Source organism: Stutzerimonas sp. KH-1, assembly GCF_054483855.1.
The window spans coordinates 3,776,854-3,800,130 of sequence record NZ_CM137011.1 but is presented as its reverse complement, the minus strand read 5'-3'; the positions used below and the strand labels follow the sequence as shown (position 1 = coordinate 3,800,130).

General features: G+C 64.5%; 27 protein-coding genes and 1 other RNA gene. 10 read left to right on the top strand and 18 right to left on the bottom strand.

The genetic code is table 11. The features are described 5' to 3' along the window. Window positions 1-29: 29 nt before the first annotated feature. The 9 genes from gcvH to ACX1DW_RS18280 all read right to left on the bottom strand — a co-directional run bounded on the left by gcvH (window position 30) and on the right by ACX1DW_RS18280 (window position 9,428). Window positions 30-419 (bottom strand): glycine cleavage system protein GcvH, encoded by a 390-nt coding sequence (gene gcvH / locus ACX1DW_RS18320; protein WP_013984409.1) that lies wholly within the window; start codon window positions 417-419, stop codon window positions 30-32. Between the two features lie 52 nt (window positions 420-471). After that, window positions 472-1,554, bottom strand: a complete 1,083-nt coding sequence (gcvT, locus tag ACX1DW_RS18315; protein ID WP_110778757.1) for a glycine cleavage system aminomethyltransferase GcvT — start codon at window positions 1,552-1,554, stop codon at window positions 472-474. 211 nt (window positions 1,555-1,765) lie between these two features. Continuing rightward, window positions 1,766-3,382, bottom strand: coding sequence for an ABC transporter permease (locus ACX1DW_RS18310; protein ID WP_208217002.1), 1,617 nt, complete (start codon window positions 3,380-3,382; stop codon window positions 1,766-1,768). A 118-nt stretch (window positions 3,383-3,500) separates the two neighbouring features. Continuing rightward, a complete protein-coding gene (locus tag ACX1DW_RS18305) occupies window positions 3,501-4,502 on the bottom strand; it encodes an extracellular solute-binding protein (protein WP_161611730.1) in 1,002 nt (333 codons plus the stop codon). A gap of 109 nt (window positions 4,503-4,611) precedes the next feature. Continuing rightward, window positions 4,612-5,832: a 2-octaprenyl-3-methyl-6-methoxy-1,4-benzoquinol hydroxylase gene (locus tag ACX1DW_RS18300; protein ID WP_458992088.1), complete on the bottom strand. Its 1,221-nt coding sequence runs from the start codon at window positions 5,830-5,832 to the stop codon at window positions 4,612-4,614. Beyond that, window positions 5,832-6,320, bottom strand: coding sequence for a DUF4442 domain-containing protein (locus ACX1DW_RS18295; protein ID WP_125872106.1), 489 nt, complete (start codon window positions 6,318-6,320; stop codon window positions 5,832-5,834). The genes ACX1DW_RS18300 and ACX1DW_RS18295 overlap by 1 nt, the downstream gene beginning before the upstream one ends. Before the next feature lie 22 nt (window positions 6,321-6,342). Next, window positions 6,343-7,521: a 2-octaprenyl-6-methoxyphenyl hydroxylase gene (ubiH, locus tag ACX1DW_RS18290; protein WP_458992087.1), complete on the bottom strand. Its 1,179-nt coding sequence runs from the start codon at window positions 7,519-7,521 to the stop codon at window positions 6,343-6,345. A 1-nt stretch (window position 7,522) separates the two neighbouring features. Beyond that, a complete protein-coding gene (pepP, locus tag ACX1DW_RS18285) occupies window positions 7,523-8,857 on the bottom strand; it encodes a Xaa-Pro aminopeptidase (RefSeq protein ID WP_458992086.1) in 1,335 nt (444 codons plus the stop codon). Between the two features lie 16 nt (window positions 8,858-8,873). Next, window positions 8,874-9,428 carry a YecA/YgfB family protein gene (locus ACX1DW_RS18280; RefSeq protein ID WP_102838981.1) on the bottom strand — a complete coding sequence of 185 codons (555 nt, stop codon included), beginning with the start codon at window positions 9,426-9,428 and terminating at the stop codon, window positions 8,874-8,876. 128 nt (window positions 9,429-9,556) lie between these two features. Here ACX1DW_RS18280 and ACX1DW_RS18275 point away from each other — a divergent pair, with 128 nt between their 5' ends. The 4 genes from ACX1DW_RS18275 to ACX1DW_RS18260 all read left to right on the top strand — a co-directional run bounded on the left by ACX1DW_RS18275 (window position 9,557) and on the right by ACX1DW_RS18260 (window position 10,898). Continuing rightward, the gene (locus tag ACX1DW_RS18275) at window positions 9,557-9,766 is read left to right on the top strand and encodes a TIGR02449 family protein (RefSeq protein ID WP_063541102.1); all 210 of its coding nucleotides are present in this window, start codon (window positions 9,557-9,559) and stop codon (window positions 9,764-9,766) included. Then, window positions 9,763-10,077, top strand: a complete 315-nt coding sequence (locus ACX1DW_RS18270; protein WP_003303305.1) for a cell division protein ZapA — start codon at window positions 9,763-9,765, stop codon at window positions 10,075-10,077. The genes ACX1DW_RS18275 and ACX1DW_RS18270 overlap by 4 nt, the downstream gene beginning before the upstream one ends. A gap of 33 nt (window positions 10,078-10,110) precedes the next feature. Further along, window positions 10,111-10,289: non-coding RNA, 6S RNA (gene ssrS, locus ACX1DW_RS18265), on the top strand. A 6-nt stretch (window positions 10,290-10,295) separates the two neighbouring features. Next, a complete protein-coding gene (locus ACX1DW_RS18260) occupies window positions 10,296-10,898 on the top strand; it encodes a 5-formyltetrahydrofolate cyclo-ligase (protein WP_102838982.1) in 603 nt (200 codons plus the stop codon). 28 nt (window positions 10,899-10,926) lie between these two features. Here the strand turns inward: ACX1DW_RS18260 and ACX1DW_RS18255 are convergent, their stop codons facing one another. Further along, window positions 10,927-11,079: a hypothetical protein gene (locus tag ACX1DW_RS18255; RefSeq protein ID WP_014818647.1), complete on the bottom strand. Its 153-nt coding sequence runs from the start codon at window positions 11,077-11,079 to the stop codon at window positions 10,927-10,929. 197 nt (window positions 11,080-11,276) lie between these two features. On the opposite strand from ACX1DW_RS18255, the gene ACX1DW_RS18250 reads away from it, so the two are divergent. Continuing rightward, complete coding sequence (locus tag ACX1DW_RS18250; protein ID WP_458992085.1) at window positions 11,277-11,726, top strand: EVE domain-containing protein; 450 nt, start codon at window positions 11,277-11,279, stop codon at window positions 11,724-11,726. Here the strand turns inward: ACX1DW_RS18250 and ACX1DW_RS18245 are convergent, their stop codons facing one another. Beyond that, window positions 11,727-12,113, bottom strand: coding sequence for a flagellar basal body-associated protein FliL (locus ACX1DW_RS18245; protein ID WP_231600326.1), 387 nt, complete (start codon window positions 12,111-12,113; stop codon window positions 11,727-11,729). Window positions 12,114-12,341: 228 nt separating this feature from the next. On the opposite strand from ACX1DW_RS18245, the gene ACX1DW_RS18240 reads away from it, so the two are divergent. After that, window positions 12,342-13,322 carry an NADPH:quinone oxidoreductase family protein gene (locus tag ACX1DW_RS18240; RefSeq protein ID WP_125883046.1) on the top strand — a complete coding sequence of 327 codons (981 nt, stop codon included), beginning with the start codon at window positions 12,342-12,344 and terminating at the stop codon, window positions 13,320-13,322. Between the two features lie 54 nt (window positions 13,323-13,376). Here ACX1DW_RS18240 and secB read toward each other — a convergent pair whose 3' ends face one another. The 3 genes from secB to ACX1DW_RS18225 form a co-directional block, all read right to left on the bottom strand. Beyond that, window positions 13,377-13,874: a protein-export chaperone SecB gene (gene secB / locus ACX1DW_RS18235; protein ID WP_125852302.1), complete on the bottom strand. Its 498-nt coding sequence runs from the start codon at window positions 13,872-13,874 to the stop codon at window positions 13,377-13,379. A gap of 64 nt (window positions 13,875-13,938) precedes the next feature. After that, the gene (gene grxC / locus ACX1DW_RS18230) at window positions 13,939-14,193 is read right to left on the bottom strand and encodes a glutaredoxin 3 (protein WP_458992084.1); all 255 of its coding nucleotides are present in this window, start codon (window positions 14,191-14,193) and stop codon (window positions 13,939-13,941) included. A gap of 2 nt (window positions 14,194-14,195) precedes the next feature. Beyond that, window positions 14,196-14,609, bottom strand: coding sequence for a rhodanese-like domain-containing protein (locus ACX1DW_RS18225; protein WP_003303316.1), 414 nt, complete (start codon window positions 14,607-14,609; stop codon window positions 14,196-14,198). Window positions 14,610-14,749: 140 nt separating this feature from the next. Between ACX1DW_RS18225 and gpmI the strand changes: the two genes are divergently transcribed. The 4 genes from gpmI to ACX1DW_RS18205 all read left to right on the top strand — a co-directional run bounded on the left by gpmI (window position 14,750) and on the right by ACX1DW_RS18205 (window position 19,841). Next, window positions 14,750-16,297 (top strand): 2,3-bisphosphoglycerate-independent phosphoglycerate mutase, encoded by a 1,548-nt coding sequence (gene gpmI / locus ACX1DW_RS18220; RefSeq protein ID WP_316958648.1) that lies wholly within the window; start codon window positions 14,750-14,752, stop codon window positions 16,295-16,297. 113 nt (window positions 16,298-16,410) lie between these two features. After that, complete coding sequence (locus ACX1DW_RS18215; RefSeq protein WP_063541093.1) at window positions 16,411-17,661, top strand: murein hydrolase activator EnvC family protein; 1,251 nt, start codon at window positions 16,411-16,413, stop codon at window positions 17,659-17,661. A 69-nt stretch (window positions 17,662-17,730) separates the two neighbouring features. Continuing rightward, window positions 17,731-19,053, top strand: coding sequence for a S41 family peptidase (locus ACX1DW_RS18210; RefSeq protein WP_458992083.1), 1,323 nt, complete (start codon window positions 17,731-17,733; stop codon window positions 19,051-19,053). Beyond that, on the top strand, window positions 19,050-19,841 hold the full coding sequence (locus ACX1DW_RS18205; RefSeq protein WP_458992082.1) for a divergent polysaccharide deacetylase family protein: 792 nt from the start codon (window positions 19,050-19,052) through the stop codon (window positions 19,839-19,841). Before ACX1DW_RS18210 ends, ACX1DW_RS18205 begins: the two co-directional genes overlap by 4 nt. 3 nt (window positions 19,842-19,844) lie before the next feature. Here ACX1DW_RS18205 and ACX1DW_RS18200 read toward each other — a convergent pair whose 3' ends face one another. The 4 genes from ACX1DW_RS18200 to hisA all read right to left on the bottom strand — a co-directional run bounded on the left by ACX1DW_RS18200 (window position 19,845) and on the right by hisA (window position 23,268). Next, on the bottom strand, window positions 19,845-20,591 hold the full coding sequence (locus ACX1DW_RS18200) for a substrate-binding periplasmic protein (RefSeq protein ID WP_458992081.1): 747 nt from the start codon (window positions 20,589-20,591) through the stop codon (window positions 19,845-19,847). Between the two features lie 232 nt (window positions 20,592-20,823). Then, window positions 20,824-21,570, bottom strand: a complete 747-nt coding sequence (locus ACX1DW_RS18195) for a substrate-binding periplasmic protein (protein ID WP_156244929.1) — start codon at window positions 21,568-21,570, stop codon at window positions 20,824-20,826. A gap of 85 nt (window positions 21,571-21,655) precedes the next feature. Further along, window positions 21,656-22,426 carry an imidazole glycerol phosphate synthase subunit HisF gene (gene hisF / locus ACX1DW_RS18190; RefSeq protein WP_003303324.1) on the bottom strand — a complete coding sequence of 257 codons (771 nt, stop codon included), beginning with the start codon at window positions 22,424-22,426 and terminating at the stop codon, window positions 21,656-21,658. A gap of 98 nt (window positions 22,427-22,524) precedes the next feature. Next, on the bottom strand, window positions 22,525-23,268 hold the full coding sequence (gene hisA / locus ACX1DW_RS18185; protein ID WP_063541088.1) for a 1-(5-phosphoribosyl)-5-[(5-phosphoribosylamino)methylideneamino]imidazole-4-carboxamide isomerase: 744 nt from the start codon (window positions 23,266-23,268) through the stop codon (window positions 22,525-22,527). Between the last annotated feature and the right edge of the window lie 9 nt (window positions 23,269-23,277).

The following is a 23,277-nucleotide window of genomic DNA, read 5'->3' as shown; positions in this document are numbered from 1 at the left end:
CGACAGAGCGGGGCTTTTGCGGATGATGCTTAGGCGTCGGCGTCGCAGGCGGCCTGGTAGCCGGCTGCGTCGAGCAGCTTGTCCAGCTCCGCCTTGTCGCTCGGCTGCAGGCGGAAGAACCAGCTGCCGTAGGGGTCGCTGTTGACCTGCTCGGGTGAATCGGCCAGCGCCTCGTTAATGGCGATCACCTCTCCGGAAACGGGGGCATAGATGTCGGAGGCGGCCTTTACCGACTCGACCACGCCGGCTTCCTGACCGGCATTGAGCTGGCGCCCGACCTCGGGCAGCTCGACGTAGACCACATCCCCCAGCGCCTCCTGGGCGTGATCGGAGATGCCGACGGTGACGCTGCCGTCCGCTTCGAGACGGGCCCACTCGTGGCTGGCGGCGTAACGCAGATCGCTGGGGATATTGCTCATTGTTGGATCCTCAAGGCTGTTGACAGCAGTCGCGCAAAACAGTCGGTCGAATTTACACCAGTACCTTGCCGTGCCGCACGAATGTCGGCTGCACGACCCGCACCGGATACCACTTGCCACGAATCTCCACTTCCGCGCGCTCGGCGGTGCCAGCCGGCACGCGCGCCAGAGCGATGGATTTGCCAAGCGTAGGAGAAAAACTGCCGCTGGTGATCTCGCCGTCGCCGACACCGGTCACCCGCACCACCTGATGGGCACGCAGCACGCCGCGCTCTTCCAGCACCAGGCCGACCAGCTTGGGCAGATCGCCTTGGGCGCGCTGCTGCTCCAGCGCGGCACGGCCGACGAAGTCGCGCTCGGCCGGTTCCCAGGCCACGGTCCAGCCCATGTTGGCGGCCAGCGGCGAAACCTCCTCGGTCATGTCCTGCCCGTACAGGTTCAGCCCGGCCTCCAGACGCAGGGTGTCGCGCGCACCGAGGCCGATGGGCGGGATGCCGGCGCCGACCAGCTCGCTGAGAAAGTCCGGCGCCTGCTCGGCCGGCAGGATGATTTCCAGGCCGTCCTCGCCGGTATAGCCGGTGCGACCGATGAACCAGTCACCTTCGGCCAGGCCCTGGAACGGCTTGAGTTCGTGAATCAAGGTGGCGCGCGCCTGGCTGACCAGCTCGGCCGTGCGTGCGCGGGCGTGCGGCCCCTGGATGGCCAGCATGGCCAGCTGCGGGCGTTCGTTGACCTCGACGGCGAAGCCCGCCATCTGGGTCTGCATCCACGCCAGGTCCTTGTCGCGGGTGCTGGCGTTGACCACCAGGCGGTAGCCCCAGTCGGTCAGGTAGACGATCAGGTCATCGATGACCCCGCCACGCTCATTGAGCATGGCGCTATAAAGGGCGCGACCGGCGCTCTTCAGGCGTGCCACGTCGTTGGCCAGCAAGCGCTGCAGATAGGCGGTGGCCTGCTCGCCGGCGACATCCACCACGGTCATGTGCGAGACATCGAAGACCCCGCAATCGCGTCGCACCTGATGGTGTTCTTCCACCTGTGAGCCGTAATGCAGTGGCATGTCCCAGCCACCGAAATCGACCATCTTGGCGCCGAGCGCAAGGTGCTGATCGTAGAGGGGAGTGCGCTGACCCATGGGTTTCTCCTTCCGGGCAGGTCGCCGAATCGGCATTGGAAAAGTCAGTAAAACCGGGCCCCGCGAGGCTCGGCGACTTTCGAATGGCGCGCATTGTAGCCCCAAGGTGACGGTAGGTCACTGCGCTTCAGGCGCCAGGAGACTGGAGGTCGACCCGCGGCCCGCAGCAGCGCGGCCGCGCCGTTCAGCACCGTGCGTCCAAGTCGCACGATTAGCCTGGACGTCTCGCCGAGCGCCGAATCAGCAGCACCACCGGCAGCAAGCCCACCAACACCAGGGTCAGCGCCGGCAGCGAAGCACGTGCCCACTCACCCTCGCTGGTCATCTCGAAAATGCGTACCGCCAGGGTGTCCCAGCCGAACGGACGCATCAGCAGGGTTGCCGGCATCTCCTTGAGCACGTCGACGAACACCAGCAGCGCTGCGCTCAGGGTGCCCGGCAGCAGTAGTGGCAGATAGACGCGCAAGAACAGGGCCGGGCCGCCGACGCCGAGGCTACGCGACGCCTGCGGCAACGAAGGGCGAATTCGTGCCAGGGCGTTCTCCAGCGGGCCGAAGGCGACTGCCATGAAGCGGATCAGATAGGCCAGCAGCAAGGCGCCGAGGCTGCCGAGCAGGATCGGTTTGCCCGCCCCGCCCAGCCAGCTGGACAGCGGAATCACCATGTGCCGGTCGAGATAACTGAACGCCAGCATGATCGACACCGCCAGCACCGAGCCGGGCAGCGCATAACCGAGGTTGGCCAGGCTCACCGCACTGCGGACCGAGCGCACCGGAGCCTGCCTCCGGGCGAAGGCCAGCAGTAACGCCGCGGTAACGGTGATCAGCGCAGCGATGCCGCCCAGGTACAGCGTATGCAGGATCAGCCCGGCATAGCGCTCGTCGAGGTCGAAGCGGCCGCGCTGCCAGAGCCATACGAGCAGTTGCAGCACAGGTATGACGAACGCGCAGAGAAACACCAGGCCGCACCAGGCGCTGGCGGCAAAGGCCTTCATTCCGGTCAGCCGATACAGTGCCGCCGAGCGCGCACGCTCGTTGGCCGGGCGCGCCGCACCGCGGGCACGACGCTCGCCGTAGAGCACCAGCATCACCGCCAGCAACAGCAGGCTGGCCAGCTGCGTGGCGCTGGTCAGGCTGAAGAAACCGTACCAGGTCTTGTAGATGGCGGTGGTGAAGGTGTCGAAGTTGAATACCGACACCGCACCGAAATCGGCCAGCGTCTCCATCATCGACAGCGCCAGCCCGGCGCCGATGGCCGGCCGCGCCATCGGCAGCGCCACGCGCCAGAAAGCCTGCCAGGGGGACTGGCCGAGCACCCGCGCCGCTTCCATCAGCCCCTTGCCCTGGGCGAGGAAGGCCGAACGCGCCAGCAGGTAGACATAGGGGTAGAACACCAACACCAGTACCGTGATGACGCCACCGGTCGAGCGCACTCGCGGAAAGCGGATGCCACTGCCGAACCACTCGCGTGCCAGGGTTTGCACCGGACCGGCGAAATCCAGCAGGCCGATGAAGACGAACGCCAGTACGTAGGCCGGAATCGCGAACGGCAGCATAAGCGCCCAGTCCAGCCAGCGGCGGCCGGGGAACTCGCAGAGCGCCGTGAGCCAGGCGAGGCTGACGCCGAGCACGACCACGCCAACGCTGACGCCAAGCACCAGGGTCAGGGTGTTGCCCAGCAACCGCGGCATCTGTGTATCCCACAGGTGCGCCCAGATCTCGGTGTCGATGCTGCTCCAGCTGAACAGCAGAATGCTCAGCGGCAGCAGCACCAGTGCGGCGATGGCGAAAGTGATGGGATACCAGCGGCGCTCGACGGGATGGGACACTCAAGCCTCGACAGCAAAAAAGACGACGCCCCGGACCAGGCCGGGGCGCCGAGTATAACCGCAGCGGCTGACGTAGCGGCCGGAGCCGCACGTCAGCGCTGCAAGCGCGAAAGGCTGATCAGTTCCAGCCGGCGCGATCCATCAGCTTGATGGCCTCGGCCTGGCGCTTGCCAGCCACTTCCACCGGGATGGTGTCGGCCTTGAACTCGCCCCATGCGGCCACTTCGGCAGACGGCTTGACGCTCGGGTTGGCCGGATACTCCATGTTGATGTCAGCGAAGATGCTCTGCGCCTCGGCGCCAGTCATCCACTCCACCAGCTTGCGCGCGGCGTCCGGATTCGGTGCGTGCTTGGTCAGGCCGATGCCCGACAGATTGACGTGCACGCCGCGATCTTCCTGGTTCGGCCAGAACAGCTTGGCCTTGAGCTGCGGATTCTGCGCGTGCAGGCGGCCGAAGTAGTAGGTATTGACGATGCCGACGTCGCACTGCCCGGCATCAACCGCCTGGACCAGCGCGGTATCGTCGGCGAAGACATCGGTAGCGAGGTTGCTGACCCAGCCCCTGATGATCTGTTCGGTCTTCTCGGCACCATGGGTCTCGATCATGGTGGCGGTCAGCGACTGGTTGTAGACCTTCTTGCTGGTACGCAGGCACAGACGGCCGTCCCACTTCTTGTCGGCCAGCGCTTCATAGGTGGTCAGCTCGCCATCCTTGACCCGTTCCGGGGAGTAAACGATGGTCCGCGCGCGCAGCGACAGGCCAGTCCAGGCGTCGCTGGAGGAGCGGTACTGAGCGGGGATGTTGTCCTTCACCACTTGGGAATCGAGCGGCTGTAGCAGGCCCATTTCTTCGGCTTGCCAGAGGTTGCCACCATCGACGGTTAGCAGCAGGTCGGCAGGAGTGTTCTCGCCTTCGGCCTTGATGCGGGCCATCAGCGGAGCTTCCTTGTCGGTGATGAACTTGATAGCGACACCGGTCTTCTCGGTGTATGCGTCGAACACCGGCTTGATCAGCTCGTCGATGCGCGAGGAGTAAACCACCACTTCGTCGGCAGCCTGGACAGCGCCCGACAGCGCCGTAAGCGCCAGGGCGGCGAGTAAACCTTTGCTTGCCTGCATGAAACAGCCTCTTGGTGAGTTGGAACAGAGGCCAAATAATAGTGAATGTTATTTACCTTCTCAATGCGACAAATCGTGCAGGTAATCTTTTGTAAATATCAATCTGATATCAGGGCTTGGCCAGTTCGGGCAGATCACCGCTCAGTCCGAGCGCCTGACGCACGAACAGCGCCTTCGCCTCCGGCAGCGCCTCGACGGCCTTGAGACCGGCATTGCGCAACCAGCGCAGCGGCAGCAGATCAGCCTGGAACAGCCGCTCGAAGCCCTCCATGGCTGCCATCATCGCCAAATTGTGTGGCATGCGCCGACGCTCGAAGCGGCTCAGCACCCGCACATCCGCTACCCGCTCACCGCGGGCAACCGCCGCCTTGAGCACTTCCGCCAGCACCGCGGCATCCAGCAGACCAAGATTCACGCCCTGCCCCGCCAACGGATGAATGGTGTGTGCGGCATCGCCGATCAACGCCAGGCCGGGCTGCACATAGCGTTTGGCATGGCGTTGGCGCAGCGGGATGCACAGCCGCGGATCGACCTCGAGCACTTCGCCCAGGCGCTCCTCGAAGGCTCGCCCAAGCGCCGTTCGGAATGCCGCGTCATCCAGCGCCATGAGCTGCTTGGCTTCAGCTTCAGTAACCGACCAGACAATCGAGCACCAGTGCCGATCGCCATCGCGCTCGAGCGGCAGAAAGGCCAACGGGCCGTCATCGGTGAAGCGTTGCCAGGCCGTACGCTGGTGCGCCTCGCTGCAACGCACGCTGGTAACGATGGCTTGATGCAGATAGTCCCACTCGCGGGTTTCACAGCCAGCCAGGCGGCGAATCGCCGAGTTGGCGCCGTCCGCGGCGATCAGCAGGGGCGTGTGCAACTCGCGACCATCGCCCAGCGTCAGCCGCCAGCCTTCGGCGGTTTGCGTCAGCTGCTCGACACGCGCGTCGCCGATCAACTGCAACCTGCCACCACGCTGCATCGTTTCCAACAGGGCGTCCTGCACCACGCGGTTCTCGACGATGTGCCCGAGCACCTCGGCGTGCACGGTCTCGGCAGAGAAATGAATCTGGCCGGTACCCGAGCCATCCCACACATGCATGTCGGTGTAGGGGCTCGCGCGCCGCGCGGCGATACCCGGCCACGCACCGACCCGCTGCAGGATGCGCTGACTGGCTGCGGACAACGCGCTGACCCGGGGCTCGAAGCCGCCCAGCGGATCGAAGTCGGCGACCTCGAGCGGACTGGCGTCGAGCACGACGATATTCAGTCCGGAGCCGTCGAGCGCCAGTGCCAGCGTACTGCCGACCATTCCGGCGCCAACGATGATCAGATCCGCTTGCATCACTTCTCTCCTGACTGCCGCGCCCGCGGCTTGAGTCGTATGTAGAGGGTCTTCTGCACCCGTGCCACCAGCGTGCCTTCGCCGTCCCGCACTTCGACATGCATTCTGGGCAAGTACTTGCTGCCGTCGGCGGTGTTCGCGCGGATCTCATCCAGCAACTTGTCGCTGATGGCGAACTCGGCGTAGACCGCACCCCGCCCGGGGCTGACGAATTCGATGTTGGCAGCCTTGTCCCAGACGATGTAGTCGCGCCCGAGATTCTCCATCAGCATCAGCACGAAGAACGGGTCGACCATCGAATACAGCGAGCCGCCGAACTGCGTACCGACATAATTGCGGTTGTACCAGCGCAGCACCATCTTGACCTGAACCAGGCGCATATCCGCACTGATGTGCCGCACCCGAACACCGGCTCCGATGTAGGGCGGGTAGAAATTCATGGCCCAGCGCAGAAACCGCGCCTTGCGCGCCAGCCTGGAAGCGCTCATGCCGAATCCTTCGTTGTCGCGCTCAACCCGCGCGCGTACCCAGGCCCATCGCCTGGCGCGCGAACCAGCGCTTGGCAGCGGGAGTCAAGTCCAACCCGAGCAGGCCGAGAGTGCGTCCGGCCGCGACCAGGCGTCCGGAGTCGCCGAACAGTCGGGTCACCTGATCGGAAAAGCCAACGGTGAGCCGTTGATCGAGGCGCTGCCGGCGGGCGTACTCCTGCAGCACCGGCAGATCGCCCAACGGCGCCTCGCTGCGCAGCAACGCGGCACTCAGCGCATCGACATCCCGCAGCGACAGGTTGTAACCCTGCCCGGCGATCGGGTGCAGGCTGTGCGCAGCATTGCCCAGCACCACCAACCCCGAGCGCACCTGCTCCTCGGCCTCGATCAGCGTCAGCGGATACAGATGGCGGGCACCGACCTGCTGCAAGGCGCCCAGGCGATAGCCGAAGGCCTCCTGCAGTTCCTCCAGGAAGGCCGCTTCGTGGGCCTGCGCCAAGCGCGCGGCGTCGGCCGGAGAACGCGTCCACACCAGGGCGCAGCGGTTGTCCTGCAGTGGCAGCAGCGCCATCGGGCCGTCTTCGGTGAAGCGTTCGAAGGCCAGCCCGCCGTGCGGCTTGCCCGGGGTGATGTTGCCGATCAGAGCGGTCTGGCCATAGGGGCGCCGAGAGACCTGGATGCCGAGCTGCTCGCGCAAGCCGGAGCGACCACCATCGGCCAGCACGGTCAGCTCGCACGCCAGCGTCTGACCATCGGTGAAGCTCAGGCGATAGCCGGTGGCGCTGGGTTCCAGCCGCTCGGCCTCTGCCGGGCAATGGCGGACCACCACCCGATCATCCAGCGCCTGCCACAGGCAGTGGCCGATCCAGGCATTTTCCACCACGTAGCCCAGCGCCTCGACGCCCTCGTCGCGCGCATGCAAACGCGCTGCGCCGAGACGGCCGCGCTCGGACACGTGAATATGCAGGATCGGTTCGGCACGCTCGGCGATCCGCTCCCACAGCCCCAGGCGCTGATAGATCATCCGGGTGCCGTAAGACAGTGCGGTGGAGCGCGCGTCATAGCTCGGCTGGTACTCGTGGCCCGGCTCGAACGGCTCGATCAGATGAATCCGCCAGCCGCGCTCACGGGCGCCGTCCTGCAAGGCCAACGCGAGGCTGGCACCGACCAGCCCACCGCCGATGATCGCCAGGCTCTGCATGTCAGGCGACCTGCTCGCGAGCGGCGGCCATCAGCGCCTCGATCTCGGCAACACTTTTTGGCACGCCATCGGTAAGGATCTCACAGCCGGTCTTCGTCACCACTACGTCATCCTCGATACGCACGCCGATGCCGCGCCACTTCTTGGCGACGTTCTGGTTGTCCACGGCGATATAGATGCCCGGCTCGACGGTCATTGCCATGCCCGGCTCGAGCACGCGCCACTCGCCGCCGATCTTGTAGTCGCCGACGTCATGCACGTCCATGCCCAGCCAGTGGCCGGCGCGATGCATATAGAAAGGTTTGTAGGCCTCGCCAGCGATCAGTTCGTCGACCTCGCCCTGCAGCAGGCCCAGCTCGACCAGCCCGGCGGTGATCACTCGCACCGTGGCCTCGTGCGCCTCGTTCCAGTGCTTGCCGGGTGCGATGTGCTTGAAGGCTTCTTCATTGGCCTTGAGCACCAGTTCGTAAATGGCCTTCTGCTCGGGCGAGAAGCGGCCGTTGACCGGGAAGGTGCGGGTAATGTCGCTGGCGTAGCAGTCGATTTCGCAACCGGCGTCGATCAGCACCAGGTCGCCATCCTTGAGCGGCGCATCGTTCTCGCGGTAATGCAGGATGCAGGCATTGCGACCCGCGGCGACGATGCTGCCGTAGGCCGGCATCTTTGCGCCACCCTTGCGGAACTCGTAGTCCAGCTCGGCTTCCAGGTGGTACTCGAACAGGCCGGCGCGGCTGGCCTGCATGGCACGGATGTGCGCACGGGCGGAAATCTCTGCCGCATGCTTCATCACCTTCACCTCGTTGCTCGACTTGTACAGACGCATGTCGTGCAGCAGGTGATCGAGCGCGACGAACTCGCTGGGCGGTTGCGCGCCCTGGCGGGCCTTGCCGCGGATGGTCTTGATCCACTCCATCAGCCGGTGATCGAAGGCCTCGTTGGTACCGATGGCGTAGTAGACGCGGTCGCGGCCCTCGATCAGGCCGGGAAGAATGTCGTCGATATCACCGATGGGAAAGGCATCGTCGGCGCCATATTCGGCAATGGCACCATCCTGCCCGGCACGAAGACCGTCCCAGAGCTCGCGCTCGGGATCGCGCTCGCGACAGAACAGCACGTATTCACCATGCTCGCGACCGGGGATCAGGGCGATCACCGCCTCCGGCTCGGGGAAACCGGAGAGGTACTGGAAGTCGCTGTCCTGGCGGTAGACATGCTCGACATCACGGTTGCGGATGTACATCGGCGCCGCCGGCAGAATGGCGATGCTGTTGGGTTCCATCAGCTCCATCAGCGCCTTGCGCCGACGGGCGTATTCCGGTTTCGGGATGCGAGTCATGGACAGAGCGGTTTCCTCAATGCAGAGACGGTTTCGCTGCGGCGGGCAGCGGTTTGGCGCATTCGGTGAACAGCAGCAGCGGCGCCACGCGCAGGTATTCCATCACTTCCATGTAATCGGTTTCGCCATCCTCGGATTCTTCCAGCGAATCCTGGATCTGTGCGATGGCAGAGAGGTCCTGCAGCACTTCCATGGCTTCGCTGCTCAGCGCACGATCACCAGCGGTCAGGCCGAAACCGGCCAGGAAACCCTGGCACCACTGGCCGAGCGCCACGGCGCGTTCGGACAGTGGTGCTTCGTCGCTGGGCAGCAACAGGACAATGGCGATGTCGTCGCCGGCGAGCTCGCCCTTGACCATCTCCTGCAGGCCGATCAGGGCCTGGCGCACATTGTCCTGAGGCGCCTCGCCGAGCAGGTCGGAGGCATCGGTCAGCCAGGGCTCGACATCGAAGCCGGCACCAGCGCAGCTGCGCCCCAGCAACAGGCCGTGCAGCTCGGCTGGCGATACGGTTTGCGGACTGCTCGCCAGAAGTGTGGCGAAAGCGGCGTAGGGGGAGTTCTGAATGGACATGGCGGCTAGGCGCACAGTGGCGCAATGACTAGAATGAAGGCTTCGTATCCTAGCACCGGCGGCCGCGGCAAGACCATCGAAGCCCCTGGGCATCGCCTCGTCTTCACCAGTGCCTCAACAGGAATCCCATGGAAGACGCCGATCTGAAAGCGCTGACCATCAAGCTGGAGCAGCTGATTCAGCGCATCGAACAGCTCAAGGCGCAGAACCATCTGCTACTGGCCAACGAGCGGGCCTGGCGTGAAGAGCGCGCTCATCTGATCGAAAAGAACGAAATGGCACGCTTGAAGGTCGAATCAATGATTTCGCGCCTGAAAGCCCTGGAGCAGGACACATGACCCAGCCGAACACCGTCACCGTGCACATCATGGACAAGGAATATTGCATTGCCTGTCCGCCGGAAGAACGCAGCAACCTGGAAGGCGCGGCCCGCTATCTGGATCGCAAGATGCGCGAGATCCGCAGCAGCGGCAAAGTCATCGGCGCAGACCGCGTCGCGGTGATGGCGGCACTGAACATTACCCACGAGCTGCTGCACAAACATGACCGCCTGGATGCCGAAGCCAACAGCGCGCGCGAGCACGTACGCATGCTCCTAGAGCGCGTCGACAGCGCGCTGGCCACCGACCCGAACCCGTCCGGCAACTGATCAACGGTAGCCGGTTTGCGTTATACTCCGCCCAACTCCCTGGCATGTTCGCCAGTCGGCGATGACCCTCTCCCGATAAGCAATACCATGGAGGCTACACGTGGTGCCGGTGTGCATGTCCGCCTGACGGAAAGCCTTAAGGTACTCTGTAGTCGCCACCTTGAACTCTCGGGTTCAAGGGCCTACGCGGGCAGCGGCATGCTGGGGAGCCACTTCCTATGATTGCAGCCGAAGGCCTTTCGCGCCCGGCGCTGCGCCGCAAGTTGCGCCACGCCCGGCGCCAACTGACACCCGCCCAGCAGCGCCTCGCCGCTCGCCGGCTCTACCGGCAGCTAGCCCACCACCCGCAGTTTCGGCGCGCTCGGCATATCGCGCTGTACCTGCCCAACGATGGCGAAATCGATCCACGCCTACTGCTGCAAGCGGCTCAGCGTCGCGGCAAGGCGACCTATCTCCCGGTCCTCAACCCCTGGCCGCGCACGCGCATGGTGTTCCAGCGCATCAAGCCCGGCGAGCGGCTGCGGCGCAACCGCTTCGGCATTTTCGAACCGGTGATTCGAACCGCTCGACAGCGTCGCGTCTGGGCACTCGACCTGCTGCTGATGCCACTGGTGGGCTTCGACGGGAACGGTGGGCGACTGGGAATGGGCGGCGGTTTCTATGATCGCAGTTTGGCGTATCGCGCGATGCGCAAAAAAAGTCACAAACCGACGTTATTGGGACTGGCTCACGAATGCCAGCGAGTCGATCGACTGCCGCTGGAGAGCTGGGATGTAGCGCTTCAGGCTACGGTGACAGACCAGGGCTGGTACGCCGGGTGACGGAGCGCCGCGTCCGTGCGGCACGAGGTCATCGCTGTTGAGCCTGCTGCACCTGGATGACCGGGGCCATGCCGGCCGCGCCATCGTGCTGATCCCACAGACTCTGCGTATAGCCCGTGGTGACTACGCCAAGACCAAAGATAAAGACCAAAATCCACAGAATATCGGGCTTACGTTTCATGTGTGTTCGCCTCCCCCTACCAGGCGAAATGCTTGCGTCGAGTCAGTGTGATTTATCGTTCTAGGACTCGATAGGCCACCTTACAGCCGCGGCATTTTCCGTTAAGCCTCGGCACCGCGCAAATCCCTATTGCAGCCGATTGTCGGAGATTTTGCCATCATGGTCTGATCGAACCGTCTGACAGGAGAGCAAGGTTCATGCCGTACTGGCTAATGAAGTCCGAACCGGACGAGTTTTCAATTCGGGACCTGGAAAAACTGGGCCGCGGACGCTGGGACGGCGTGCGCAACTATCAGGCACGCAATTTCCTGCGGCAGATGCAGGAAGGCGATCAGTTCTTCTTCTATCACTCCAGCTGCGCCGAGCCGGGTATCGCCGGAATCGGCCGGATATCCCGTAGCGCCTACCCCGACCCCACCGCGCTCGACCCTGAAAGCCCCTACCACGATACCAAGGCGCGTGATGACGCCAATCCGTGGAGCGCGGTCGATGTCGAGTTCGTCGAGGCCTTCGCGACACCGCTGAAACTGGCGCGCCTGAAGGCCGAGCCAGCACTGCATGAACTGGCACTGGTGAAGAAAGGCAGCCGACTGTCGGTGATGCCGGTGAGCGACAGCGAGTGGATGGCGATCCTGGCGATGCGCTGACTACTGGATGATCAGGTTGTTGAACAGCAGATCATCGACAAGCGGTTTGCCTTCTTCCTGTTCGAGCACCTCACGCACCTGCTTCAACGCTTCCTGACGCAGCTGCTCCTTCGCTTCAGGACCACTCAGAGTCTCGTCGGTCTGCTGCGAGAAGAGCATTACCAGCTGGTGGCGGATCAGCGGTTCATGATGTTTGACCCGATCTTCGACCTCCTTGCTGGAGATGCGCAACGCGACATCGGCCTTGTAGTACTTGAGTCGCTCGCCGGAGCCATAGTTACCCACCATCGCAGGCGTCAGCGCGTAATAGAGGGTCTGGGGAGCAGCGGACTCTTCGGCGGACTCATTGGCTTGAACAGCCCCGGCGAATGCCAGGCAGAAAAACATCGATAGTAGGTATCTCACGCTGCGACTCCAGGAAGAAACTGCGCCAGCATAACCAGTCGCAGCACAACGCCCAAGTCGTTGCACTATCGCCTGGCACTTATACGTCGCCATTACAGCGAACGATGCTGATTGCCTCGCCACGCAGCGCTCCTAGACTGGATAGTCCTGAGCAGTCGAGCCATCCATCGTCGGGCGGCAAGCGTCCGACCAGTCGAACAAGGAAAAGCGATGAAAGCCGTCCTGTGCAAAAGCTTCGGCCCGCCCGAAAGCCTGGTTGTCGAAGATGCCCCCACCCCTCAGATCAAGCCGAGCGAGATCCTGCTCGACGTGCATGCCGCCGGGGTGAATTTCCCTGACACGCTGATGATCGAGGGCAAGTACCAGTTCAAGCCGCCGTTCCCGTTCTCGCCAGGCGGCGAGGCGGCCGGCGTGATTGCCGCGGTCGGCGAGAAGGTCAGCCACCTGAAAGTGGGTGACCGGGTCATGGCGTTGACCGGCTGGGGCAGCTTCGCCGAGCAGGTTGCGGTCGCCAGCAGCAACGCACTGCCGATTCCGCCAAGCATGGACTTCGAGACCGCTGCCGCCTTCAGCATGACCTACGGCACCTCGATGCATGCGCTCAAGCAGCGCGCCAATCTGCAACCGGGTGAAACCCTGCTGGTGCTCGGCGCCTCCGGCGGCGTCGGTCTGGCTGCCGTCGAGATCGGCAAGGCCATGGGCGCCCGGGTGATCGCCGCAGCCTCGAGCGCCGAGAAGCTGGAGGTGGCGAAGAATGCCGGCGCCGACGAGCTGATCAACTACAGCGAAGTGAGCCTGAAGGAGCGCCTGAAGGAACTGACCGGCGGCCAGGGCGTGGATGTGATCTACGATCCGGTGGGCGGCAAGCTGTTCGAGGAAGCCTTCCGCAGCATCGCCTGGAACGGCCGCATGCTGGTGGTCGGCTTTGCCGCCGGCGGCGATATCCCGGCACTACCGGCCAACCTGCCGTTGCTCAAGGGTGCGGCACTGATCGGCGTGTTCTGGGGCGCCTTCGCCCAACGCCAGCCGCAGGACAACGCTGCGAATTTCCGCCAGCTGTTTGCCTGGCACGCCGAAGGCAAGCTCAAGCCGCTGGTGTCGCAACGCTTCACGCTGGAGGAAGCCGGCCAGGCCATCGCCACGCTGGGTCAGCGCAAAGCGGTCGGCAAGCTGGTGGTGCAGGTGCGCTGAGGCGCAGAGGGGAATGCAGGAAGCGTCAGACGCTTCCTGCATGATCCGCATGGATCAGTGGGCAGTGCTGGGGGCCTCACCGGCGCCTTGTTGCATGCGCGCCATTTCCTGGGCGTAGAGCGCATCGAAGTTCACAGGAGCCAGCATCAGCGCCGGGAAGGAGCCGCGGGTCACCAGGCTGTCCAGCGCCTCACGGGCGTACGGGAAGAGGATGTTCGGGCAGAACGCACCGAGCGTGTGGCTCATGGCTGCCGCTTCCAGGCCCTTGATCAGGAAGATTCCGGCCTGTTGCACTTCGGCGATGAAGGCCACTTCTTCGCCGGTCTTCACCGTCACCGAAAGGGTCAGCACGACTTCATGGAAGTCACCCTCAAGCGCCTTCTGCTTGGTGTTCAGATCCAGCGCGACACTCGGATTCCATTCCTGACGGAAAATCTCCGGGCTCTTCGGCGCCTCGAAGGACAGGTCGCGGACGTAGATGCGCTGCAGGGAGAACTGCGCGCCCTGTTCGTTCTGCGACGCTGCGCCGCCGTTGTTAGCTTGTTCGGTCATTTCTGCAACCTTCTATCCAGTTGTGCGTGTCGTTTGAATTGTTCGCGCACCCGCGGCGCCGGCCTCAGGCCTGCAGCAACGGGTCAAGGCGTCCGGCGCGCTCCAGCGCGTGCAGCTCGTCGCAGCCGCCGACGTGCTTATCGCCGATCCATATCTGCGGTACCGAGGTACGCCCGGCCTTGCTGGCCATCTCGGCGCGCAGAGAGGGCTTGCCATCCACGGGAATCTCCTCGTAGGCGACACCCTTGCGATCGAGCAGCGCCTTGGCGCGGATGCAGAACGGGCACCAGGCGGTGGTATAGATGACGACCTTGGGCATGATTACTTGACCACTGGCAGATTGTCGCCGCGCCAGCTGGAAATCCCTCCCGACAGCTTGGCGGCAGTGAAGCCTGCCTTCTGCAGCTCACGGCAGGCCGTTCCGGCGTGCTGACCCATGGCGTCGACCACGATGATGGTCTTGGCCTTGTGCTTTTCCAGCTCGCCTGTGCGGCTGACCAGCTTCTCGTAGGGAATGTTCAATGCATCGACGATATGGCCGGCATCGAACTCCTTCTTGACGCGCACGTCCAACACGACGCCTTCGCCACTGTTGACCAGCGCCGTCAGTTCACGATTGCTCAGGCTCTTGCCACCCTTGCGTGTCTCGGTGATGAACAGAAGGATCAACAGCGCCACGAACAGGCTGCTGAGTACATAGTGGTTAGAGACAAATTCAATCAGGTTAGCGAGCATCAACGGGTACCCGGGCGATAAAATGCGGGCCAGTATACACAGCCCCTCCTACCGGCTGAACCCTGATGACTCGTGACCTCGCCACGGCCAGCCAGTAGACTGGCCGCCCTTTTCCGCCCCCGTGCAAGGAGCCCGAAAGCATGCCTGTCGCCCCTACCGCCGCGCCCAAACCTCTGGTACTGATCATTCTCGATGGCTTCGGGCACAGCGACAGCCCCGAGTTCAACGCCATCCATGCCGCGCGCAAGCCGGTCTATGACCGTCTGCTGGCCAGCCAACCGCATGGACTGATCTCCGGCAGCGGCATGGATGTGGGCCTGCCGGACGGGCAGATGGGCAACTCCGAGGTCGGCCACATGAACCTGGGCGCAGGACGCGTGGTGTATCAGGACTTCACCCGGGTGACCAAGGCGATCCGCGACGGCGAGTTCTTCGCCAACCCGACCATCTGCGCCGCCGTCGACAAGGCCGCCGGGGCCGGCAAGGCGGTGCACATCCTCGGCCTGCTTTCCGACGGTGGCGTGCACAGCCATCAGGACCATCTGGTGGCCATGGCGGAACTGGCAGCCCAACGGGGCGCCGAGAAGATCTACCTGCATGCCTTCCTCGACGGCCGCGACACCCCGCCGAAGAGCGCGCAAAGCTCCATCGAGCTGCTCCAGGCTACCTTCACCCGCCTGGGCAAGGGCCGTATCGCCAGCCTGATCGGCCGTTACTTCGCCATGGACCGCGACAACCGCTGGGACCGCGTGCAGCAGGCCTACGAGCTGATCGTCGAGGGCAAGGCCGAGTACCGCTCCGACTACGCGGTGGACGGCCTGATCGCCGCCTACGAGCGCGGCGAGAGCGACGAGTTCGTCAAGGCCACCGGCATTGGCGAGCCGGTGCGCGTCGAGGATGGTGACGCCGTGGTGTTCATGAACTTCCGCGCCGACCGCGCCCGCGAGCTGACCCGCTGCTTCGTCGAGCCCGGTTTCAGCGAGTTCCCGCGGGCCCGCGTGCCGCAGCTGGCCGGCTTCGTCATGCTCACCCAGTACGCCGCGAGCATCCCCGCACCCGCCGCCTTCGCTCCGGAAGCGCTGACCAACGTGCTCGGCGAATACCTGGCCAACAATGGCAAGACCCAGCTGCGCATCGCCGAAACCGAGAAGTACGCCCACGTCACCTTCTTCTTCTCCGGCGGCCGCGAAGAGCCCTTCCCGGGCGAGGAACGAATTCTGATCCCGTCGCCTCAGGTCGCCACTTACGATCTGAAGCCCGAGATGAGCGCCCCCGAGGTCACCGACCGCATCGTCGATGCCATCGAGAACCAGCGCTACGACGTCATCATCGTCAACTACGCCAACGGCGACATGGTCGGCCATACCGGCGTGTTCGAAGCGGCGGTCAAGGCGGTGGAATGCCTGGACAGCTGCGTCGGGCGGATCGTCGAGGCGCTGGACAAGGTCGGCGGCGAAGCGCTGCTGACCGCCGACCACGGCAATGTCGAACAGATGGAAGACGCCATGACCGGCCAGGCGCACACCGCGCACACCTGTGAGCCGGTGCCCTTCATCTATATCGGCAAGCGCAACGTCTCGATCCGCGAAGGCGGCGTGCTGGCCGACGTCGCGCCGACCATGCTGACTCTGCTGGGCATGCCAGTACCGCAGGAAATGACCGGCCGCTCGATCGTTGAACTCAACTGACGGGCGTTAGCGGGATGCGGGGGCACCAGCCTTCGCTTCCCGCGACGGGCCAAGCTTCCCGTCCGCTTTTTAGGCATACTACGCCGGTCATGACCCTCGGTTGACAGCCTTCCATGCCTCGTACATTCCTCGCCCTCGCCTTTCTCTGCCTGCTCGGCCCGGCCGTGGCGGACGAGCGCGCCGCCGCAAGGCAGCAGATCGAAGCCGCCCGCCAGGACATTGCCGAGCTGCAGAAGCTGCTCAAGCAGATCGAGCAGGAGAAGTCCGGCGTCCAGAAACAGCTGCAGACCACCGAAAGCGAGATGGGCCAGCTGGAGAAGCAGGTCGATAGCCTGCAGCAGGAGATCGACCGCAGCGAGGCCGAGCTGGAGCGCCTGAACGAGGAGAAGACCACCCTCGAAGGCGCTCGCCTGGAGCAGCAGCGGCTGATCGGCCTGCAGGCCCGCGCCGCCTACCAGAACGGCCGTCAGGAATATCTCAAGCTGTTGCTCAACCAGCAGAACCCGGAAAAATTCAGCCGCACCCTCACTTATTACGACTATCTGAACAAGGCCCGTCTCGAGCAGCTCGACAGCTTCAACGAGACACTGCGCCAGCTGGCCAACGTCGAGGCCGACATCGAAGCCCAGCAGAACCTGCTCGCCGAGAAGAAGGACGGCCTGCTGGAGCGGCGCAATCAGCTCGCCGAGGTGCGCAAGGAGCGTCAGCAGACCCTGGCCAAGCTCAACAGCGATCTGTCCACCCGTGAACGCAAGCTGCAGGCGCGGCGGCAGGAACAGGCGCAGTTCGAGCGGGTGCTCAAGACCATTGAAGAAACCCTCGCACGACAGGCTCGCGAAGCCGAAGAGGCCCGCCAGCGCGAACTGCTGGCCGAGCGCCAGCGACAGCAGCAACGCCAGGCCGGCAGCGCAGCGCCAAGCGGTCCGATGGTTTCCAGCGCCGGCAGCAGTTTCGGCGGACCATTTGCCCAGGCCAAGGGCAAGTTGCCGTGGCCGGTCGACGGACGTCTCGTCGCCCGCTACGGCACTCCGCGCGGCGGCGACGCTCGAACCAAATGGGACGGCGTACTGATCGGCGCCAGTGCAGGCACGCAGGTCCGTGCCGTGCATGGCGGTCGGGTGGTCTTCGCTGACTGGTTGCGCGGCGCCGGCCTGCTGGTGATTCTCGACCATGGCAACGGCTACCTGAGCTTGTACGGGCACAACCAGAGCCTTCTGCGCGACGCCGGCGAGATCGTCAAGGCCGGCGACCCGATCGCCACGGTTGGCACCAGCGGCGGCCAGGAAACCGCCGCACTGTATTTCGCCATTCGTCAGCAGGGCCGCCCCAGCGATCCTGCCCAATGGTGCCGCACGCAAGGCTAGTCGAGGGTGATTCGGCCCTACCGAGCCGCCCCATTTGCCTAGCGTGCCCTCTCATTACTGGAGTTCGACATGTTGCACCTGCGCCGTTTCGCCCGCCCCTCCACGCTCGCCCTGGCCATCCTGCTGGGCATGCAAGGCGGTGCCTGGGCCCAGCAGCCTCCGGCGGAAGCGGCTGCGGTACCGAGCTCCAAAGCGCCGCTACCGCTGGATGAACTGCGCACCTTCGCCGAAGTGCTGGACCGCATAAAGGCCGCCTATGTCGAGCCGGTAGATGACAAGACGCTGCTGGAAAATGCCATCAAGGGCATGCTCAGCAACCTCGATCCGCACTCGGCCTATCTCGAGCCCGACGCCTTTGCCGAGCTGCAGGAAAGCACCAGCGGCGAATTCGGCGGGCTGGGCATCGAGGTCGGCATGGAGGACGGCTTCATCAAGGTGGTGTCGCCGATCGACGATACCCCGGCCTCCAAGGCTGGCATCGAAGCCGGCGACCTGATCGTCAAGATCGACGGGCAGCCGACCAAGGGGCTGTCGATGATGGACGCCATCGCCAAGATGCGCGGCAAGCCTGGCAGCACCATCAGCCTGACGCTGGTACGTGAGGGCGGTCAGCCGTTCGACGTCGAGTTGACCCGCGCGGTGATCAAGGTGCGCAGCGTCAAGAGCCAGATGCTGGAGCCCGGCTATGGTTACCTGCGCATCACCCAGTTCCAGGTCAACTCCGGCGAGGAAGTCGGCAAGGCCTTGGCCCGGCTGAAGAAGGACAACGGCGGCAAGAAGCTCAACGGCCTGGTGCTCGATCTGCGCAACAACCCGGGTGGCGTGCTGCAGGCGGCGGTGGAGATTTCCGACCACTTCCTCACCAAGGGCCTGATCGTCTACACCAAGGGCCGCATCGCCAATTCCGAGCTGCGCTTCAACGCCGATGCGGGCGATGCCAGCGAAGGGGTACCGCTGGTGGTGCTGATCAATGGCGGCAGTGCTTCGGCCTCGGAAATCGTTGCCGGCGCCCTGCAGGATCACAAGCGTGGCGTGGTGATGGGCACCGACAGCTTTGGCAAGGGTTCGGTGCAGACCGTGCTGCCGCTGAACAACGACCGCGCGCTGAAACTGACCACGGCGCTGTACTACACCCCCAACGGCCGCTCGATCCAGGCGCAAGGCATCGAGCCCGACATCAAGGTGGAACGCGCCAAGCTGACCCGTGAACAGGCTGCCGAAGGCCTTCGCGAGGCCGATCTCGCCGGGCATCTAGGCAATGGCAATGGCGGCCCGGATCGGCCAACCAGCACGCAGATCGCCAGCGACTCGGATCGGCCGCAGGACGATGACTACCAGCTCGGTCAAGCGCTGAACCTGCTCAAGGGATTGAATCTCACCCGCGGGCAATGAGCATGCCCGCCTGGGCAGCGGGCCTGGCACTGGTGCTGGCAGTATTCAGCCAGGCCGTGCTCGGCCGCGACGTCGTACACGAACATGAGCCCCGACCCAGGCTGACCCTGGTCATCGACGACCTCGGCCAGAACCCCACGCGCGATCGCCGTGTGCTGGAGCTGCCGGGACCGGTCGCACTGGCGATCCTGCCGGACACCCGCCACGCTGCCGCCTTGGCCGAACAGGCCCATAGCGCCGGCAAGACCGTCATGCTGCATATGCCGATGGCGCCTGCCCAGGGCCGTTTCGCCTGGCACCCTCGTCTGCCCCACGACGAGCTGGCGCGCCGCCTCGACGCAGCCCTTGAAGCGGTGCCGCATGCCAGCGGGCTGAACAATCACATGGGCAGCGCCATGACCGAGCAGCCGCAAGCCATGACCTGGTTGATGGGCGAGCTGCAGCGTCGTCATCTGTTTTTCCTCGACAGCCGCACCAGCCCTCGCACCGTGGCCGCTGCCAGCGCGCAGCGCACCGCGCTGGCGAGCCTGTCGCGGGATATCTTTCTCGATGACGACCCATCCCCCGCTGCGGTGGCCGAGCGGTTCCAGGCCGCGATCGCGCTCGCGCGCAAGCAGGGTTCGGTCGTCATCATCGGCCATCCCCACGAGAGCACGCTGGCGCTCTTGGAGCGGGAACTGCCGCGCCTGCCTGCGCAGGGCATCGAGTGGGTGGACGTTGGCCAGATGATCGCCACGCGCGGCAATCGCGCCATGGCCGCCCACGGTCGCGGCGGTATCTACCGCTGAGCATCAGAGATAGCGCTGCAGCATCCTGTCCACCGTGCCATCGGCGCGCATCGCGTCCAGCGCCCGTTGCAGACGCTCGACCACCTCGTCCGGCGTCGCCCGGTTGAGCGCCAGGAACAATCGCGCCTCATTGAAACGCAGCACCGGCTTCAGACCGGTGACGCCTTCCTGCTTGGCCAGATAGGGGCCGACCGGATCGGCGGTGGCCCAAACGTCGATCTGTCCCTTGAGCAGCTTGCCGATGTTCTCCTGGTCGCGCAGCGAATTGATCGGCGCCAGGCCCTTGCCCTCCAAGTGCTGGCTGACCGCGTCGTTCTTGTAGGCACCAATGCGCAGGTCACGTGCCTGCTCCAGCCCGGTCAGGCGCAGAGGACTGTCGGCGGGCGCCAGCAGCACCCAGCTGATGCTTGCCAGCGGCCCGACCCATTTGAACTGCGGCTCGCGCTCGGCGGTAAAGGTGGTGGAGAACAGCCCCTGATCCGGCTGTTGCAGCACCTGCTTGTAGATGCGATCCCAGGGGAAGCGCAGGGTCAGCTCGTAGCGGATGTCCGCGCGGCGGAACATCTCGCGCACGATGTCGGCGTTGATGCCGTGAATGCGCGCGTCGGCCGCGTAGTTCTTGCCGTCCTCGGCCATGTTGAATGGTGGAAAATTCTCGGTCAGCAGCACGACTCGGTAATCGTCAGGCAGCGCGGCGTGCGCGTGAGCACAGAGCAGCAGCAAGACGACGGCAATGATTCGCTTGAACATCGATCGCTCCCTTTTTCTCGATTCTCTGGCCCACCCCTCCGCGAGCCAGAGCCGGGGTCGATCCAAAGCAAGATGCGAACCAGCGAAGCGCCACGGCGCCAGGGCTAAGCGCCTGCTGAAACGGGGAAGCGTGCATGCGCCAGGACGGCGCGAGGAAGTGGATCGGCGCACCCTGCTAGCGCACCGCCATCATCGAGAAAGTCGGCGCAGGAGATGCGCCGACCAGGGAGACTTAGAGGTAACGCGCGTTGATCTCGTCGATCACACCTTCGCTGCGCATCTGGTCGAGCGCCTTCTGCAGCTTCTGCACCGTCTCGTCGGCGACCTGCTTGTTCAGCGCCAGGTAGAGTTCGGCACTGTCGAAGCGCAGCACGCGCTTGAGCCCGGTCACGCCTTCCTGGCGCGCCAGGTAGCGGCCGGCGGGATCGCCGGTGGCCCACAGGTCGATCTTGCCGTCGAGCAGCTTCTTCACGTTTTCCTGGTCGCGCAGGGCGAGCTGCGGCTGCAGCCCCTGACCGTCCAGGTGCTCGGCGATGGCGTCACCCTTGTAGGCGCCGATGTTGTACTGGCGCGCCTGATCCAGGCTGGTCAGGTTGATCGGGCTGTCGCCACGGGCTAGCAGCACCCAGTCGTCCGGACCAATGGGTCCGACCCACTTGAACAGCTCCTCACGCTCGGGCAGCCGCGCGGTGACGAAAACGCCATAGTTAGGCTGCTCCAGCGCCATGCCGTAGATGCGCTCCCAGGGAAAACGCAGCGTCAGGGTGTAGTCGACACCGGCGCGCTTGAACATCTCGCGCACGATGTCCGCGGCGATCCCGCTGATGTTTTCATCGCGGGCGAAGTTCTTGCCGTCGGCCGCCATGTTGTAGGGCGGAAAGTTCTCCGTCAGCAGGTCGATCTTCGCCGGTTCCTGGGCATGGGCCAGCGAGGCGCCGAGCAGCAGCGCACTGGCAATGGAGGCGATGGTCTTGAGCATGAGAAATCTCCTGATTGTTCGCCCGCGACTGCGGCGGGCGTGTCCTTGTCTCGGGCATTAAGCCTTATTCAGCTGCACGTCGGGATCAACGCATCACGATGCCGCGGGCGGCCAGGTAGGCCTTGGCTTCCGGAACGGTGTATTCGCCGAAATGAAAGATGCTTGCGGCCAGCACCGCATCGGCCTTGCCTTCGAGGATGCCATCGGCCAGGTGCTGCAGGTTACCGACGCCCCCCGACGCGATCACCGGGATGCACAGCGCTTCGCTGATGGCGCGGGTGACGCCCAGGTCGTAACCACTCTTCACGCCGTCCTGGTCCATGCTGGTCAGCAGGATTTCGCCAGCACCGAGGTCTTCCATCTTCTTCGCCCAGGCCACTGCATCCAGGCCGGTGGGCTTGCGCCCGCCATGGGTGAAGATTTCCCAGCGGCCCGGCTCGCCTGGCGCGGAGACCTTCTTGGCGTCGATGGCGACGACGATGCACTGTGAGCCGAAACGGTCCGCGGCCTCGCCGACGAAATCCGGGTTGAACACCGCGGCGGTGTTGATCGAAACCTTGTCGGCTCCCGCATTGAGCAGGTTGCGGATGTCCTGCACGGTCCTCACGCCCCCACCCACGGTCAGCGGGATGAACACCTGGCTGGCCATGCGCTCGACGGTATGCAGGGTGGTATCGCGGTTGTCGACGCTGGCGGTGATGTCGAGGAAAGTGATCTCGTCGGCGCCCTGCTCGTCGTAGCGGCGGGCGATCTCCACCGGGTCACCGGCGTCGCGGATGTTCTCGAACTGGACACCCTTGACCACGCGGCCGTTGTCCACGTCGAGGCAGGGAATGATGCGTTTGGCCAGGGCCATGGCTTTCTCCGAAAGCGGCTTATTCAAGCCGCAGGCTTCAAGCTGCAGGTAGCGTATAGGGTGGATCGCGCTTCACCGATCCACCGCAGTTCAGCGAATCACTCGTCCTTGTACTTCAGGTCGCAGAGCGCCTGCGCCTCGGCCACATCCAGCGTGCCTTCATAGATGGCGCGCCCGGTGATGGCACCGATGATGCCTGGAGTGTTCGTGTCGAGCAGCTTCTGAATATCGCCGATATTGTGGATGCCACCGGACGCGATCACCGGGATACGGCTGGCGTTGGCCAGCGCCACGGTGGCCTCGACGTTGCAGCCCTGCATCATGCCGTCCTTGGCGATGTCGGTGTAGACGATCGCCGAGACGCCATCGGCCTCGAAACGGCGCGCCAGATCCACCGCCTGCACGCTGGAGACTTCCGCCCAGCCATCGGTGGCGACAAAGCCGTCCTTCGCATCAAGGCCAACGATGACCTTGCCCGGGAAGGCGCGGCAGGCCTCGGTAACGAACTCCGGCTCCTTGACCGCCTTGGTGCCGATGATCACGTAGCTGACACCGGCGCGCACGTAGTGCTCGATGGTTTCCAGGGTACGGATGCCGCCGCCGATCTGGATCGGCAGGTCCGGGTAACGCTTGGCAATGGCGGTGACCACTTCGCCGTTGACCGGCTGGCCTTCGAAGGCCCCGTTGAGGTCGACCAGATGCAGGCGGCGGCAGCCGGCCTGGACCCACTTGGCAGCCATGGCCACCGGGTCATCGGAGAACACCGTGGCGTCGTCCATCAGGCCCTGGCGCAGACGTACGCAGGCGCCGTCCTTGAGATCGATAGCGGGGATAATCAGCATGGCTTGAAC